Here is a 17,621-nt window from a genome sequence, read left to right on the forward strand (position 1 = left end):
TTTATACAAAAGCTAAACGTAAATTAAGAAAGAAGCTGGTTACTAGATCATTCATCATTATTTTAAAAGAACAATTTTTCGATTCAAGGACTAAAAAAACAGTAGACCTACTCGGCCTACTGCACACTAATTGTTAAAAATGTTTTCAACGAATCGCCTTTCCCGACAAAATACAATTCATCTTTTCTGTTCATTTCGTCTGTCTGTGCTATCCATGGTTCAACACACACGAAATCCTGACCTTGCTCCGTCCATAAATACACATACTTGAATTCCTCGCCATATGACATCGTAATTTTTTTATCGATTTCAGGCAATGTAAAAGCAATTTCCTTTTTCTTTGCATCCAGCAATATAAAGGATTCCTTTTTGTCAGACAGATCCAACCCATCCGCAACATTTTTGATTTCATAATCATTATCATCACGATACGTTTTTGCATCTGTTTCGTATGTAAGGTTTTTATCAGAAGTCTTGAAATACGGATGGAACCCTGGATAAATAGGCATTTTTGTATCCGATTTATTCACATATTCCTGTAAAATCTGTAACTGATTGTCCTTTAATACATATGTATAAATCACTTCAAATTCGAAAGGGAAGGCACTTTTAGTTTCTTCGTTGCTCGTTATCCGGAGCGTAATGGATGCTTGGTTTTCAGTATTTGTATCAATGACCTCCCATGGAAGATTTCTCGCAAATCCATGGTTTTTCATTTTGTATACAGTACCTTCCCATTCGTATTCGCCATTATTCAATTGGCCAGATATCGGAAATAGAATAGGAATTCCACCACGAACATTCGCCTTCTCATCATAGAATGTTTTTTTATTTAAAAATAACGTTTCTACTCCTTGTACGCCAAACGCTGTAATGATACCGCCTCTTTCAGGCGCCACCTTTAACCAAGAATCTGACTTCGTATCTTTTAAATGATAAATCGTGTATTGCTCATCTTTTTCTGTTGTAATCTCGTACATTCACTAACAACCTTTCTGTCATATCATATAGAAGTCAGGTATCTTTTCTTTTCCCGAAAATAAGCCCACTCTTTGAATCCGATTTCTTTTAATCTTGCCCTTACCAATTCAAAATCATCACCGACACGTTCAGGATCATGAGCGTCTGAACCAAATGTTACGTTAACCCCATGATACAATGCCCGTTCAAGAATTTCATCCGCTGGATACCAGCCTCCGCAATCTTTCGTACTCCCTGAAGTATTAATTTCTATCGCTACATCATGTTCAGCAATAATTTTTAGAGTTTGGTCCACTACATCCGTTTCAATAGAAGAAAAGTCTGGATAAAATCCTTTCATTGCGTCAATATGGCCTAAAATTTGGAAAACACCACAGCTTGCAGACTGTTGAATTAGTTCGTAGTATTCTTCCTTTGTCCGAACTCTTTCCTTTTCCGTCAAGCCTTCCCAGCGATTCTTTTTGAAAATACTTATTCCATCTACAAAATGAACAGATCCAATTATGTAATCGAAAGGATAAGCATCAAAGTATTTTCGGTATATGTCAATGTGTTCAGGGAAATAGTCGGATTCAACTCCTAAAAGGACATCAATTTTACCTTTAAACTCTTCTTTTAGCTGTAAAACTTCCTTTACATATTCAGGAAATGTACTCTTAGCCATTGCAATCCCCGGCTGAAGCTGGTCCTTTTCACTCGCGAAATAAGGTGAATGATCGGAGATACCAATCATATCCATCCCCTTTTCAATAGCTGCTTCAACATAATCGCGAATATTAGCACGGGCATGCCCACAACGGAGATGATGGGTATGATAATCAAATTTTAGATGGGAGTTCATATAATTCCTCCAATTCAAATAATTTGTTTCTTCTATACTATCATACTTCCAACTGAAGAATTATGTACATTTATTTCTCGAGATGTGAGATTCCTACCGAGTATCTTCAGGTTGCTTATAATAAAAGGATTACCGGCGCTTTATAATTCTCTACAACGGACACAAAACTGCATTCTTTTCATTTTTCACAATTCCCTCTCAAATCTCTTTTAATTCCATTTTTAAAATAGAGGATGCGATTTTTTCTATTCCTATATGGATATACTCTTCATCCACTTGTGAAACACTTAAGCGAATCACATTTTCTTTTTTATATTGAGGCAAGTACATAATACTGGCATCTTGCACAAGCACATTTTCCTTCTCTAATACTTCCACAAGCTTTTTTGCATTTAAATGTGATGGGATTTCAACAGTTGAGTAAAATCCGGAATGCGAGCAAGAATAAGTATTGGCTGGTAAATACTCCATAAAAGCTTCTTGCAATAACTTTCCTTTTTTATGATAGATTGTTCTCATCTTCTTAATATGAGCATCATACATACCGCTTTTTATATAAATCTCTAATGCACCTTGGGTGAGTAATGGAGTATGTAAATCGTCCGCATATTTTGCACGTATAAAGTGTTTCTTCATTGCTTCAGGTATAACTGTTATCCCCAGTCGCAATCCTGGAAGCAGTACTTTCGAAAAACTTTTCGTATAAATTACCCGACCTGTAGGGTCAAAAGCAAACATTGGATCCCGTTTGGAGTTAATATCCAAGTCACCCATATAATCGTCTTCCACAATGTAAACATCATACTTTTGAGCTAACTCAACTATTTTCTTCTTCTCTAAATTCGTATAACTATATCCAGTTGGATTATGAAACCTTGACACGATATAAAAAAATTTAATGTCCTTTTCTTTAAACAGATATTCCAAATAATCGAGGTCAATCCCTTTATTCGTAACCTCAATTCCATAAACTGTGGGATTTTGTACTTGAATGGACTCTATGAAAGCATGATGCGTTGGCTGTTCGAGACAAATATTATTTTTTCCATTTGGAAATGGAAGCGAGACAAAAAGATTTAGTGCTTGTTGAGAACCTGTAACAACACATATTCTTTCTGCTGAAGTAAAGACTTGATGGTCTTGCAAATGCTTGGCCAGCTGATCCCGTAATGACTGCATTCCTTGAATTTCAGAGTAAGAAAACATCTCTTCTTTATATATGTCAATCGCTTGATTCATACAATGCTGAAAATCACGAAATGGCATTATTTTTTTATCCGGTCCCGCTGATAAAAAGTCTATGATTATCGATTTTGCAGATTTCTTTTTGCTAGGTTGATAACGATCTACAATATAATATCCACTCTTCGGCACCGCATAAATAATATGTTTCTTTTCCAACTCCTCATATGCCTTTATAACGGTATTCCGACTACATGAAAATTCATTAGATAACATTCGAATAGAAGGCAATTTACTTCCAGGCTTTAATTTTCCTTCCGTTACTCGCTTATCTATCTCCTTCATAATTTCCTCATATTTAGGCAATGTTGAAATCCTCCTCCACATCTGTATGGGTACAGTGTATAATTTCATTCCTATGAAAATGAGTTCCCCACAAGTATACTTTACCTTACTTCAAAGTTTTACAAAAAATCCAATAAATCAAAAATTTAAGGAGGATGAAGATGAGAGTTTTAAAGACTTTTACTATTTTAGTAATGTTGTCACTGGCAGCAGTATTTTCTATGAATACCGTAACAAATGCGGCCCAGATAAACATCAATGAAGACAAATTAGAAAAAATATTTAAAGGAGTAGAAGGAACAACGGTCATTAAAAATGTAAAAACTGGAAAAACATATATCGTGAATGAAAAAAGAAGCAAGGAAAGATTTACTCCGGAATCTACTTTTAAAGTGCCAAATGCCGTAATTGGGCTAACAGTGAAAGCTGTAAAAAACGAATACGAAGTGAAAAGATGGGATGGAATCATTAGGGAATTCGAAGCGTGGAATACCGATCATTCATTAGCTTCTGCAATGAGGGAATCTGCGATCTGGTTTTATCAAGATATGGCAAGAGATATAGGGGTTAAACAGATGCAAAGTAATATTGATAAAATGAACTATGGAAATCAAGATATTTCCGGAGGCATCGATACCTTTTGGCTAGATAGCAGCTTGAAAATTTCAGCCCATGAACAAGTATCTTTTATTGAAAAGCTCGTCAAAGAAGAATTGCCTTTTGATAAACAAGTATTGAAAACCGTGAAAAGATTGATGATTAACGATGATCAAGATAGTTATGTCATCCATGGAAAAACTGGCACGAGGCTATCAGATCTAGGTTTAGGTTGGTACGTCGGATATGTTGAAACATCAAAGGATGTATGGGTTTTTGCAACAAATGTGGACGGTAGTGGGACGGTTGCAAAGAATATTACACGTGATTGTTTGCATGAGTTAAAAATCTTTAATAATCAGGATAAATAATTGGACAAAAAAATAGAGGGTGGCAATTTATTTAGCCCCCTCTTTTTTGATTATTTGTACACCATTTGCTCATTAGGAATCATTGATGAGTTTGAATCTTCTCTCCCTTTTACTTTATCAATTTTATCGATAAACATTTGAAAGACCTTCTTCTTCTCCTCTAAATCTCTGATTCCTTCTTTTAGTTCGTTGAACCGTTCTTGAAAAGGAGAGTGATACAGATGGCGAATATTTCGGATTATCTCTTCATTTACAGTAGATTGAATCACTTGTTTCGTGATGCTGAATTTATAAGAATATACTTGTAACTCTCTTTTTATTTCCTCATATTCTTTATCAATGTCGACTAAAATTTCGCCTATTTCTTCTTTCCATTCTTCTAAGGATTTTTTTACATGGGCTTCCATACTCAAACTCCTTTTTCTTAAAGCTTTTTCCTACAACGTTTAAAAATACAAAATGATAGCTATCATACATTTTATCGTTTTATCTTTTCAATTAGATAACGGTAGAGTTACAGCTTATCAACATTTGAAGAAAAAGGAGTTACAGATACAGTTCATTTACCCTAGTTTCTGCCCACAATTTGAACAGAAGTTCCCGCCGCTCGTTTTTTGACCGCAGTTCGGACAGAAATTCGGAATTTTATTTCCACCCGTATTATTTCCTTGAGCTGACTGATTCTGATTCTGATTCTTATTTTGATTCATGTTTTTCAACATTTCATTAGCGACATTCATTCCCATCATCATACCAGCCATATCTGCAGCCGCACCGCCGCCTTTTACTTTTCCAGATGCAATACCATCTGTCATCTCAACTTGCTGATACTTTTGGATATCACCAATCATTCCATGGGATGCCGTTTTAGTAATCATCTCTTGTATTTTCTCTGGATAATTAAAGCTCATAATATTAAACCCTGTAATTGTCATACCGCTATCAATAATTTGCATGTCAAGGTCTTCCTGAATCCCTTTGGCAATTTCAAAAGAGTTAGCTTGAAGATTAAACATATCTTTTCCTTCTCTACTGATCCACTTCATCAACAGCTGATCAAGAATTGAAACAATCCTAATTTTGATGTCTTCAACAAGATAACTATTTTTGATCCCGGCAATTTTATCGATTAAGGCAACGTAATCATTCACTTTAAAGTTAAACGTACCGTTTGCACGGATCGGCATGCCGCCTGGAAGCATTGGAGTTGGAATATTGATAGCATTCTTCGTACCCCATTTAACTGTAAATTCCTTCGTATTCACAAATAATACTTCTACTCGCATACCACTGTTAAACCCAAATTTAAAGCCTTTTAGAGTTGATAAAAATGGGATAATTTGAGATTCAATATTATAATCCCCTTCATCCGTAAAAATCCCTTCGATTTTACCATTATTTATAAAAATAGCGTCTTGTCCCGGACGAATAATCAATCTACTGCCTTTTTTAATTTCACGGTTACTCCATTTCCAAAAAATCATATCGTCTCTGAATTCTTCCCATTCAACGACGTTAGCAAATTGATTTTTAAATAATGACATATCTTATCAATTCCTTTCTATTTGATTTGGCTAGATTTTGATTTTCGCTCTAATCCAGATTGGTTAATTTAGCAAGCTTTTTATTAAAATTTACCTCGGCTTCCGCTGTAGGAGTGACCGCCGCTTGTAAATCCACCACCGCCACCACGGCCTCCTCCTCCACTGCTTTCCGTCGGTTTTCTTCGTTTCGTTGTCGTAGTTCTAATAAAGACATCTCTTTTATCCAATACCCTTGATTTATTCCTGTCTTCGTACGTACTGCTATTAATCGTAATTCTCCCGCCTGAATTATAAGCCATTATTCCAACAATTATTCCTGCTACTCCAAGTGAACAAATGATTTGGAACCATATATTGAAAAATAAATTATCAGGATCTACACCAGGGCGAAATCCCATATATTTATATGAAGTTTTAATAAAAGTCTCGAATGCGTGTTCATAGTCTCCGCTAGACAAATCTGGGGTGATTTTATACCGTATCGAATCTAAACGACTACTGTCTAAATATTTCTCAGCTTTTTTAAATCCTGCTAAAAAAACATCGCGCTTTTTCATATCAATTGCAAGAATGACAGTATTCCCATGTGGCTTATCATATCCGGGAGCTGTTTCATCATAAAAATCTCCCATATAATCTTCAATATCTTTTCCGTCAGCATCATTCGTAGTCAAAATTATGAAGTCCGTATCCCGCTTTGCTCCATATTCATTAGCCAACGCTTCCAGCCTTTGAATTTGATCATTATTTAATAGTCCAGCATGGTCATAGATTTTCTGTTCTGCTGCATGAGCATTAATGGAAAATGGCCATAGAATCAAAAGAAAAGCAAAAATAAATAAATATTTTTTCACCATAAACCACCACCTAAAGCAAGCGAAATGAGTTTTAGTAGGATGAAAGTTGAACCCGCTATGCCTCCGAACCACATGCCTACTTTTGCCATACTTATAGGAGGTTTTCCAACTACTTTACCCGTCTGACCATTCATCGCAAAAGTATGCTCTGCATTATCATAGTCATAATAGACCATCCATACAGGAAATAGAGTGTAAACACTTTTCATTTTTTTCGTATCTATCTGCTTATTTTTATATGAAACCGTAGAATATCCGGAAATTGTAGAACTAATATATGAGTCTATAAATCCTTGTATTTTTGACTTTACTCGTGGTAACAATTCCTTATCATCAAAATTATACTTTTCCGCAAGATACCCTGCGAGATAAGGAGTTTTAAAATCTTTTAAATCCGTATAATGATATGGTTCAAGTTTATCCATCATTCCATCAACCATTTTTTCCGATGCATCTACTGGTACCTTAATATAATCAAGATTAATATGACGATATACATCAAAAAATTGTGTCTCCGTATAAATATAATCTCCTCGAGTATACGTTCGAACCTTTGTCCCCGTAGCGTTCACCTTTACTCTACTATTTAAATCATACAACCAAAAAGGAACATACATACCTGTGATATTTTTTATTCGATCCGCATTCATGAAACCTTTTGGCGTAAGACGCCCATTTTTACACCATGTCTTGAATGCTTGAATTGCTTCGTCCTTACTAATGGAAAAGGGAATGACCTTTCCGGGAGCAAGTATCCCCGAAAGCCGATCGGCCAATACTACCGCAGCCCCACAGAAACTACAATTGGTTGCAGTTGTATCTGCATCGGTAATGACAACAGCACCGCAGTTATTACAGTGATATTCTTTCGCCTCCCCTTCAGAAAACGTAGTTTTGATTAAATCTTCATCAAAGTTTTCTATGTTTTCCGTTCTCCCACAACTATGACAACGAAGCGTACCCGTTTCACTGTCAAAAGTCATATCATCGCCACAGTTCGGGCATTTATATTGTAAAATCATCCTTTTCACCTCTTTCATCTACGAAAGCTGTAGCCTAAGCTACAGCTTTCGTTTAAGGATTCTTATTTTATTCTTTGTTTTTCAATGATGTTTTTAGTGCGGCCAACTCATCGTCAACGCCTGTATCATCACTATCATATTTTGCCGCCAAGTCCTTTATGTCATCTTTAGGACTAGTATTCAACTCTGCCATAGCGGTTGCTTCGTCAAGGGCTTTATTCACCTTGTCTTCCATTCTTTCAAATGCAGAAATGGAATTACCTGCTCCTGTTATCGAAGACCCGATTTTATTCAATCGTTCTTGCGTTTTTGCAACAGCCATTTTTCCTTTAAGCATTGTTCTGCGCGACTCGAGTTCACTGATATCTTCTACAAGCTTATCGTGCATTTGTCTCATTTTAAAGGCATTATTGGCTGCCAAATTATATGCTTCTTGTAATTCAGATTGCTTGGAAACTAATTGTGCTTTTCTTTCTAAAAACTTTCTCGCATCATCGTCATTTCCGGCTTCCACAGCTTTTATTGCATAGTTTTGCATTTTTTCAATATCCGCTTTACACTCATCAAGAGATCTTTTCGATCTTTGTTCTTCAGCCATGACGGAAGCTGTTTCCGCCTTTACTTTTCCTAAATCACTGTTGAGGTTCCGCATGTATTGATCAATCATTTTCTCCGGATTTTCGGCCTTGTCTAATAACGCATTAATATTACTCGCCATAATGTCTCTAAACCTTGATAAGATTCCCATAATGCCCTCCTCAAATTTTTAACTTTAATGTATATACCCGTTTCATTCAAAAAAAGTTTCATTTTTTATAAAAAATTAACCAAGCAGTTTTAATCCTACTGCGCCTGAGATGATACACAATAGGAAAACAATTCGCTTCCAGCCCGCTGATTCCTTGAAAAATAGTATCCCCATGATAACAGCACCTGCAGCACCGAGCCCAGTCCAAACGGCATAAGCAGTTCCTAATGGGATATCCCTCATAGCAAGAGAAAGAAAAACAAATCCAAGTCCAAATGTAGTAACGATAAGAAACAGTCTGCCGATTGATTTTTTCTGAAGAAAAAGGTTAATGCTCATTACTCCAAATATCTCTCCGAAGCTGGCAATAACAAGATAAATCCATGCCATTTTATTTCTCACCTGCTTCTTTTGAAGTTTCTGTTTCTGTTGTCATTTTAATTCCAATGACTCCAACAATAATTAAGCCGATAAATAAAAACTGATAAATAGAGAAATCTGCATGAAAGAAAATAATATCGACGAGAACAATTAAAGCAGCCCCCGATCCCGTAAATACAGCATAGACCGTTCCAGCAGGTAATTTTTCACAAGCTTTAATAATAAAAAAGAAACTAAACACTATCATGATAATGGTTCCAATCCATTCTAGGGTTGTCGTTGAATATCTAAGTCCAACAACCCAAAAAACTTCTACAATGGTAGCAAAAAGAACATAAAGCCAACCCACTTAAACGATTCCTCCATAAAATGAATTGGCTTTATTTTAACACATACAAAGGTATTATGTTTTTGAAGAGTTTGGAAAACCAAAATGATTGTTCTGTCAAACATACGATAGAATCTTCAACTAGAAAAAGCTTCCTGCCATTTATCTAAGTCTTTCATAATTTTTAACGCCCATTCAACCTGAGAAAACATTCCATTAGCGTGATTTCGAGCTGTTTCCTCATCATCAAGGGAGACAATCCACCCTCCGATTGACCAAAGCGGCTGCCTTGCTAGTGCTAAAGGAAGGGCTTTTCGTTCAGTATCTGATAAAGGTTCACCTAAACCACTCTCATAAGCTTGAACCAAACTGCTTAGACGAGCGATGCTCTCCTCTGTTGTCATGCACTTGAATTGAAAGGATAAAAAATATAGAGTCAGTGCAAGATCATCAATCCGTGCTCTTTCTCCCATAAAATCAAAGTCAGTGACAAGAACTACTTGATCTTGTTGAAAAAATATATTATTATCCCAAAAGTCTCCATGAACAAGCTGGCGCGGGAGGGTTGAAACTAAGGGAATTTCTTTACCATATAAAAGATCTGCTAACTCTTCCGCTGCATCAGCAAGTTTCTTCTCTTCATCTGATAAGTTTTCCCATCCTCTAATACGGTCGATTCCTTTAAACGAATTGGCACGTACATCTTCAGGTTTGATGTAATTTGCAAAGAGTGGATATTTTGCTTCGTTACTAACCTGGATATCTTTTAAAATCGTATGAATTTTACCAAGTATAGGGAGACCTTTTTTAACACGGTCCCAATTATTCATTTCTTGATCGCTTTCAATATGTGGTTCCATTTCAACTAGACGGTGGTTGTATACTATATAAGATTGTCCATCTTTAGTTAATATCGCTTCTGTGGTCGGTACTCCCTCTTCTTTTAATTTTCTACGCACTTTTTGAATATCCAGGAGCCTTTCCTTGTTAACGTAAGGCCGATAAACGCGAATAACGTAATTCTGATTGTTAGCGGTTACAAGTAAGTTTAAATTTGAAGATCCTCCTAAGTCGATAACATCATTAGAGATTCGTAGATTGAAAGCATTACGGATTGCTTCAAAAAGATCTTTTGTAGGAATAGCCCTAAGACCTCGCCTCCCACCTCTCGCATTGTCCGATGCATCATTAGGATAATTAACCATTACTTTCCCCTCCTTCATAAATAGTGGATTACGATTTTATTTTTAGATTAAGATGTAAAAGACTTAGTAGTTAATGCTGTTATTGGTGACCTTACATTAACTTTTCTCTATGACTAAGGTCACCAAAGCTACTATTGGTGACCTCCCGTTCATTTTTCTTATTGACTTAGGGCACCAATACAACTCTGGTAACCTTACACTTTTTTCAGAATATACTTACTCAAAAATATTATTACAATAATACCGCCACAATAATCGGGGTAATCACGGATGTAAAAATAGCGCTAAGTACCATTGCCACTGTACTGGCGGCTCCTTCTCTTAAATCATTTTCCATTGATCGTGCGGTGCCGATTGCATGCGATGCACTCCCCATTCCGAGTCCTTTGGCTAGATGGTGGTCAATCCGGACCCATCGAAATATGGAATGACCCATGACAGCACCTCCAATTCCAGCTACCATGACTAACACGGCGGCTAAAGTTGGAGATCCACCAATGCTAGCTGCGATGTCCATAGCAATCGGTGAAGTGACTGATTTAGGTAAAACAGAAAGTAAAAGAATGTGGTCCAATCCTATCCATTTTCCCAACACTAAGCTACTTGTGACTCCCAAAACCGAGCCGAAGAAAGTACCAATCAAAATAGGAAAAGTATACTCCCTAAGTATTTTTCGATGCTGATAGAGTGGATAAGCCAATGCGACAACAGCCGGTCCTAAAAATCCTTCAATCCATTTTCCACCGATGAAATATGTTTCGTACGGTATGCGAAATAACAATAATCCTATAACAAGGACGATGGTTGAGGTTAGTACCGGTAAAGTGAGCGGATGAGGAAACTTTTGACTTAACGTTTTAGCGGCAAAAAACACAATGAATGTAACGAAAACGGCAAGTAATCCTATTAAAATATCATTCATTTTCATACCGCCTTTTACGAAGTAACTGTTGAGTCAGCATACCCGTAGTAATCATTACCAAAGCGGTGCTAATCAAAATTATAATAATCAATAGAACTCCTTTTATATTTAATAATTCTGGGAAACTAATAATTCCAACCGTTACAGGAAGAAATAGTAAGGGCAAATATTTAATGAGCAGGAAAGATCCTTTTTCGATCCATTCCTGCTTAAAAATACTTGTCGCTAGCAATATAAATAATATGAGCATGCCAATAATACTGCCCGGAATGAAGAGATTCAACGTCTTTTGAATCCAACTTCCGAGCATAAAGATAAGATATAGAAGCGCAATCTGTAAAATTATTTTAACTATCTTCACTTTCAAGTCTCCAACTGCGGTTCTTTATTTGTTACACCGAGAACATCCAATAAGAAAACAAACACTGGAATTCCGATAATAAGTCCCCAAACTCCAAAGAAATTTTGAGAAAAAATCAAGACGATAAATGTATAAAATACAGGTAGATCAGTCTTAGAGGACATTAATTTGGGATTTAATATATATGCTTCTATAGCATGAATAATCATGATAGCCACAACGACGTAAAGCACTTTTACAAAACCGCCAATTGTATAGGCAATCAGACAAAGCGGAACTAACGATATTATTACACCAGCTACAGGAATGAGGCCTAAAAAGAAAATCATAATGGCCAAGCCAAATATTTGAGGAAACCCTAAAATCACTAAAGATATTACCGTTAATCCACAATTTACAATAGCAATAATAAATTGAGCTTCAATGACTTTTCCAAACGTACGTGTAAACTTTTGTGCAAAAAATTCAATTTCATAATAAAACGGAGCAATCTTACTATCTTTAAATTTAGCTGTAAATTCTTTTAGGCGCACTTTTTCTAATAAGAAAAACAAACTTAAAATTAACGCAATCAATACTTGAATACTTGTTTTACTAATATCACTAAAATATCTCAGCAAGAACGAAAGTCCATTTTCCAAATAAGCAGTGATTTGTTTACTCGCAATAATTGATTCAATATAATTAATCACTACATTATCATGCGGCTCTGCATAAAACGCGGTTATTCTCCTCACCAATTGAGTAATTTCCAATGTAATAATTGGTAAATATTTCACAAGTCCCCACGTCAACAATCCGACAATTAACGTATATAGCATTAGTGCGAGTATTTTCCGGTTTATAGGAATTCGTCTTGCCGTAAATTCTACTAGCCGATCCATTAAAAATGCAAAGATGAATGTGAGTAAAATTAAATTAATCATACTCCTCATCAAATATAAGATAAAAACGATTAATCCAAAAATGATGAATCGTTTAACGCCTTTTTTTTGAAAGAACTCTTGCATACTCATCCGTTTCATTTCCCCTTATTTCAATTCCTACTATTTTATTATCAACATAAAAGCCCACGATTACAAGAGTTCTGATAACAAAAAATCTACTCCAACATGTAATTGGAGTAGACTAGAGATTTTATTTTTTAATTTCTTGATATTTTCCTAAGAATTCTTTCGCTTTCGCAGAATCAGCCTTGAGTTCGTTTCCTGTTTGTACGAGCGGGCTAACAGTCGAAGAAGCTTTCATTTTATTACCTTGATAGAAGTTGATAAACTCATCTTGATTAATAGAGTAAAGAATCGCTTTTCTTAAATCTTCGCTTTTTGCAACTTCGCGATTTGATGTATTGACAAGCAAGTAAGCTACTGCATTACTCTTATTTTTTTGCAAGTGAAGTTTGCTGTCACCTTCAACTAAATCATATTTTGTTTCAGGAACACCATTGAATAAATAAATTTCACCATTTCGCAATGCCGATAATGCACTATCAGCATCAGCAATGAAGCGAACTGTCACTTGAGAAATTCTTGGTTCGAAATCTGTTCCCTTCATATATGCAGGGTTTTTATAGAAAACTGCTTCATAATCATTTTTATAAGATAAAATATATGGACCACTTGCGTAGAGATGGTTATTGTATTGGTCGCCTTCAGTTACTGTATTTTGATCTCCGTAAGGAATATCTTTCGCTGGGTCAAATGAAGCAACATCATACGTATTAATGCTTTCCACTTGTGCTTTCGATACAATACCTGCAGATTGATGCGCCAAATAATTCAATACTTGTGGGAATGGCTCCGTAGTCGTAACTTTTACAACTTGGTATTTACCATCTTTATTGTTTGCATCCTTTTTATCTGTAACTAGTTCTTTAATTTTTACATCTAATCCATCTTCAAGTGCTTCTCGGATTGTTCCGTTTCCTCCTGATTGCTTCACGGAATCAAGCTCGCTTAGGTCCGTTACAACTTCAGCATCCTTAATATGCTCATGTAAGCTATATGTGCGGTGATCTGGTACAGAGTCTTTGTCTTTTGCACGGTTTAGTGAGAATACTACGTCATCCGCACCAACACGCTCACCAGAATCGACTGCTTTTTTATCAGTGATTTTCGCAAAATTAATATCGTCTCTTAATAAGAAATAATAATCTGAGTTTCCATCTGCAATGCTGTGATTCAATGAAAGTGAGCCGTCAGAAGTTACAACATCATCATCTGTTAAATTCACAAGACGAACATACATATTTGTATTAAGTGTATTGATTGAACCATCATTCCCCTTAATTGGGTCAAGTGATGTCAATGCTCCAATAGCTTGTTGGACGATTAATGGATCGGTTTCTCTCTTTGATTTATCTGTAAAATCAATTGTTTCCCATGCAACGGCACGAGATTTTGCTAGTCTTACAGTATCCACGTTTACAATATCCTTGTTCACACCTTGTGCTTTAAAAGAATTATAAAGTGGTACAATATATGCTTTATCAAAAACAAGACGATCTTCAAATTTCTTATACGTATCAGCGAATTGATCTGGTGTTTCTGTAGCTGCTTGATCAATTAACTTATCTACTTCTTCATCTGACATAATGCTATAATCTCCACCACTTTTGAAAAGTGAGCGAACCGCATAATCAGGATTTCCTGTTACAGTTGTCCAACTAGAAACCGCTAGGTCATAGTTTCCTGCATCTTTTTGCGTTGTAAAGCTACCATAGTCTGGTTGGATATTTAATTTTACGTCAAAACCATTTTTAATAAGCTGATCGCGAACGATGTTCATATCGTCCTCACTAGTGCTCATTCCAAGAATTTCAATTGTTGGTTTTGATGTATTTGCAGATTTATTACCTTCATTGGATTTTTCATCATTTTGAACATTGGATTTCGTATTGACACATCCAGCCAACACGAGAATAAATGCTAATAATAATGGCAATATGCCTCTTTTCATTTTCTTTCCTCCTAATAATAAATGTAAAAGCGTCTTATAGGCGCTGAAACTAAACAAAATTTAATCAAGCTTCGGATCTAAAGCATCCCTTAACGCATCACCCAAAAAGTTAAACGACAATACGAGCATGATAATCGCTAGCCCTGGGAAAATAGCCAGATAAGAATGAGACTCAAGATACGTACTACCAACTTTTAAAATATTTCCCCATTCAGGGATATGCGGCTCAACTCCAAGACCAAGAAAACTTAAGCTACTTGTTGCAATAACGGCAGAGCCAATTGTAAGGGTAGCTTTTACAATCATAGGTGCAAGTGAGTTCGGCACAATTTGCTTGAAAATAATCGAAAAATCGCTGGAGCCCAATGCTCGGGCTGAATCAACATATTCGAAATTAGATACCATCAGTACATTCGCCCGCATTGTTCTGGCGTAAGTAGGAATCGACCCAACACTTAGTGCCAAAATCAAATTCATCGTATTAGCACCAAATGCTGCGATAATCGCAATCGCGAGCAGAATTCCTGGAATCGCATATAAAATATCTAGCAAACGCATGATGACATTATCTGTGCGCGGGCTGTAATATCCTGCAATCGCTCCTAATATTCCACCGACAACTGCTGGGATAATCGTAGAAATACATCCAACGATGAGTGAAATTCTTGCTCCAAATACGATTCGGGAAAATAAGTCCCTACCAAAATTATCAGTTCCGAGCGGATATGCTAGACTTGGAGTTTGCAATAGGACCTCATAATTATTCTCAGTGGCCATGTCGTAATCAAACGTAAAAAGGCTGCACACAGATACCGAAAATACGAAAACGATAAAAAACATTCCTAACATTGCAGTCGTGTTTCGAGTAATTTTCTCCCAAATCACATTCCACTTGCCGATACTTGGTTTATCGCTGTTGCCTCTTTGAGTCAACAAGTTAATCCCGAGCAATAACGCAAATAAATTCCCCGTTAACGAAGTCACCATTAGCACAATTGCAACAACATTCATCCATTTCGGGACTCTCTTCCCTTGCTTTGCAACTAATATAAGTACCACTAAATAAAATGCACTTATTACAAGCAAAATGAGCATCGCCAGTGGAAATGTATCCGTAACATAAGGTTTAAACAGATTAAGAGCCGAAAGAGCTATGATAAAAATCTGGTTAACCAACATGTAATAGGCGAAGGTATATTCCGGTGTTTTCTTTTCTTTTATAAGATTAAATGCAAAAGCAACGACAAACAGATTTCCAGTAAGTAAACTGAATAGCTGAACATACCCTAATCTTCTCGTTGATTTTTTTATATAACCTTCTTTTTTCAAATCTTTTTTGATGACGAGCGTAATCAAAATTTGCAATAAGGTAAATAGAAGATATGCGAGAAAAACACTGAACAGCATAGGTTTAATCGTTTTTGCAGTAAAATTGAAACTATTAATAAAAAGAATAACCGTTAGTACTAAGGAAGAAATCCATGTGAAATTTGCTTGTGTGTATTCTGTTGATAGTTTTATAGCATGTTTTTTATGAAAACTGCTTATTTCTTTCACGATACTTGCCATCGCTACACCTGCTTCAATATTGTTTCATTTTCGAACGGATACGCGGGTCGAAAAATGCATATAAAATGTCTATCAAGACATTTACTAATGAAATCGTTATGGCAATATAAACAACTCCGCCCATAATACTCGGAATATCAGGAATAAACTGTTTATCTACGATGTAACTCCCAATCCCGCTTATATTGAACACCTTTTCCGTAACTGCCGCCCCACCAAGCATCCCGCCGAAAAGAAGACCAATAACTGTAATGATGGGAATCATCGCATTTCCAATTGCGTGCTTCCATAAAACATGACGCTGATTAAGACCTTTTGACTTGGCGGTAATTATATAATCTTCATTAATGACCTCTAGCATAGACGAACGTGTCATCCTTGCAACTGAAGCCGTCAGTCCCGTACCAAGCACAACGACTGGCATAATAATCGACAGCCAGTTTTGTGGGCTGTAAGTTGCCGGAAACCATTGCAATTTTATAGAAAAATTCAAGATAAAAATAAGCCCTTGCCAAAAACTCGGTATTGATAATCCAATAAGAGCGATAAACATAAACGAATAATCGAAAAACGAATTGGGTTTTGTTGCTGATACGATCCCAATTGGAATCGCGATTACAACAGCCATAATCAATGAAAAAATCGTAAGTTTAAACGTAATAGGAAATTTATTCGCGATACTTGTTGCTACATGTTCATTTCCGGTAAATGACTTCCCAAGATCAAATGTAGCAATTCCTTTAAGCGCATCCCATAATTGGATAAAATAAGATTGATCCAGACCATATAATCGGTTAAAATTCGCAATTTGTTCCTTCGTTGCAGCTTCACCGAGTATATTTGCTGCAGGATCAAATGGAGATAGATATAAGATTGTAAAAACGAGTATAGCTACACCAAGAATAACGAATATACTCATAATCAATCGTTCAAAAATATATTTTAGAATGGCATTACTGTACAAAAGAATAACTATATACATCGGCAAGCCTGGAATAAATGAAACCATTAAAAAAAGCGGGTTCGAGATTAGACTTTGAAATACAGCTTCAAACGTTAATCTTTTTTCCCCTTGTTTTTCAAGGTTTTCATTTGTTTTTTCCAATAATGTCTTCTGATATTTTTCTTCTGCCCATTTCTTCGCTTTCTGATCAATCTCATGCTGATTTATTTTTTCTTTAAAAAATTCTTGTTTCCGTACAAGCTGATTTTGAAATTCTCGCTCTAATGCTTCCTTGTATCCAGTTGCGAGCAAAGATTTCTTTGTTTCTTCTAATATTACAAAATAGGAATCATTTTTTCGTTTATATAGATAGAAGAAAAACACAAATATATGAACAGGCAAGCCTAGTATCCAAAGCAAGTATTTATAAGAAGGACGTAACTGCATCTTCATATATGTACGGCTT

At 35.9% G+C, this 17,621-nt stretch carries 18 protein-coding genes; 1 reads left to right on the top strand and 17 read right to left on the bottom strand.

Annotated features, from left to right (window positions below):
* Window positions 1-116: 116 nt before the first annotated feature.
* The 3 genes from MT489_RS15055 to MT489_RS15065 form a co-directional block, all read right to left on the bottom strand.
* Window positions 117-980, bottom strand: a complete 864-nt coding sequence (locus MT489_RS15055; protein ID WP_244682385.1) for an aldose epimerase family protein — start codon at window positions 978-980, stop codon at window positions 117-119.
* 23 nt (window positions 981-1,003) lie between these two features.
* Window positions 1,004-1,822, bottom strand: a complete 819-nt coding sequence (locus tag MT489_RS15060; protein ID WP_244682386.1) for a histidinol-phosphatase — start codon at window positions 1,820-1,822, stop codon at window positions 1,004-1,006.
* 198 nt (window positions 1,823-2,020) lie between these two features.
* A complete protein-coding gene (locus tag MT489_RS15065; RefSeq protein ID WP_280518645.1) occupies window positions 2,021-3,370 on the bottom strand; it encodes an aminotransferase-like domain-containing protein in 1,350 nt (449 codons plus the stop codon).
* Window positions 3,371-3,504: 134 nt separating this feature from the next.
* On the opposite strand from MT489_RS15065, the gene blaOXA reads away from it, so the two are divergent.
* Complete coding sequence (blaOXA, locus tag MT489_RS15070; protein ID WP_370876399.1) at window positions 3,505-4,317, top strand: class D beta-lactamase; 813 nt, start codon at window positions 3,505-3,507, stop codon at window positions 4,315-4,317.
* Between the two features lie 50 nt (window positions 4,318-4,367).
* Here the strand turns inward: blaOXA and MT489_RS15075 are convergent, their stop codons facing one another.
* From MT489_RS15075 to MT489_RS15140, 14 genes are all read right to left on the bottom strand, one after another.
* Window positions 4,368-4,724, bottom strand: a complete 357-nt coding sequence (locus tag MT489_RS15075; protein WP_244682388.1) for a hypothetical protein — start codon at window positions 4,722-4,724, stop codon at window positions 4,368-4,370.
* Between the two features lie 156 nt (window positions 4,725-4,880).
* Window positions 4,881-5,861 (bottom strand): SPFH domain-containing protein, encoded by a 981-nt coding sequence (locus tag MT489_RS15080; RefSeq protein ID WP_244682389.1) that lies wholly within the window; start codon window positions 5,859-5,861, stop codon window positions 4,881-4,883.
* Between the two features lie 83 nt (window positions 5,862-5,944).
* On the bottom strand, window positions 5,945-6,718 hold the full coding sequence (locus MT489_RS15085) for a TPM domain-containing protein (RefSeq protein ID WP_244682390.1): 774 nt from the start codon (window positions 6,716-6,718) through the stop codon (window positions 5,945-5,947).
* On the bottom strand, window positions 6,712-7,740 hold the full coding sequence (locus MT489_RS15090; protein WP_244682391.1) for a TFIIB-type zinc ribbon-containing protein: 1,029 nt from the start codon (window positions 7,738-7,740) through the stop codon (window positions 6,712-6,714). The genes MT489_RS15085 and MT489_RS15090 overlap by 7 nt, the downstream gene beginning before the upstream one ends.
* A 67-nt stretch (window positions 7,741-7,807) precedes the next feature.
* A complete protein-coding gene (locus tag MT489_RS15095; RefSeq protein WP_244682392.1) occupies window positions 7,808-8,488 on the bottom strand; it encodes a PspA/IM30 family protein in 681 nt (226 codons plus the stop codon).
* A gap of 75 nt (window positions 8,489-8,563) precedes the next feature.
* On the bottom strand, window positions 8,564-8,878 hold the full coding sequence (locus MT489_RS15100) for a DMT family transporter (protein ID WP_244682393.1): 315 nt from the start codon (window positions 8,876-8,878) through the stop codon (window positions 8,564-8,566).
* Between the two features lies 1 nt (window position 8,879).
* Window positions 8,880-9,218 (bottom strand): DMT family transporter, encoded by a 339-nt coding sequence (locus tag MT489_RS15105; protein WP_244682394.1) that lies wholly within the window; start codon window positions 9,216-9,218, stop codon window positions 8,880-8,882.
* Window positions 9,219-9,334: 116 nt separating this feature from the next.
* Entirely contained in the window at window positions 9,335-10,402 is a 1,068-nt protein-coding gene (locus MT489_RS15110) for a phosphotransferase enzyme family protein (protein WP_244682395.1), read from the bottom strand.
* Between the two features lie 232 nt (window positions 10,403-10,634).
* A complete protein-coding gene (locus tag MT489_RS15115; protein WP_244682396.1) occupies window positions 10,635-11,324 on the bottom strand; it encodes an LrgB family protein in 690 nt (229 codons plus the stop codon).
* Window positions 11,317-11,685 carry a CidA/LrgA family protein gene (locus MT489_RS15120; protein WP_244682397.1) on the bottom strand — a complete coding sequence of 123 codons (369 nt, stop codon included), beginning with the start codon at window positions 11,683-11,685 and terminating at the stop codon, window positions 11,317-11,319. Before MT489_RS15120 ends, MT489_RS15115 begins: the two co-directional genes overlap by 8 nt.
* 2 nt (window positions 11,686-11,687) lie before the next feature.
* A complete protein-coding gene (locus MT489_RS15125; RefSeq protein ID WP_244682398.1) occupies window positions 11,688-12,701 on the bottom strand; it encodes an AI-2E family transporter in 1,014 nt (337 codons plus the stop codon).
* A gap of 121 nt (window positions 12,702-12,822) precedes the next feature.
* Window positions 12,823-14,643: an ABC transporter substrate-binding protein gene (locus MT489_RS15130; RefSeq protein ID WP_244682399.1), complete on the bottom strand. Its 1,821-nt coding sequence runs from the start codon at window positions 14,641-14,643 to the stop codon at window positions 12,823-12,825.
* A gap of 60 nt (window positions 14,644-14,703) precedes the next feature.
* Entirely contained in the window at window positions 14,704-16,212 is a 1,509-nt protein-coding gene (locus MT489_RS15135) for an ABC transporter permease (RefSeq protein WP_244682400.1), read from the bottom strand.
* Between the two features lie 13 nt (window positions 16,213-16,225).
* Window positions 16,226-17,608 carry an ABC transporter permease gene (locus MT489_RS15140; RefSeq protein ID WP_244682556.1) on the bottom strand — a complete coding sequence of 461 codons (1,383 nt, stop codon included), beginning with the start codon at window positions 17,606-17,608 and terminating at the stop codon, window positions 16,226-16,228.
* Between the last annotated feature and the right edge of the window lie 13 nt (window positions 17,609-17,621).

Source organism: Lederbergia wuyishanensis (assembly GCF_022900255.1).
Taxonomy (GTDB): Bacteria; Bacillota; Bacilli; order Bacillales; family Bacillaceae_C; genus Lederbergia; species Lederbergia wuyishanensis.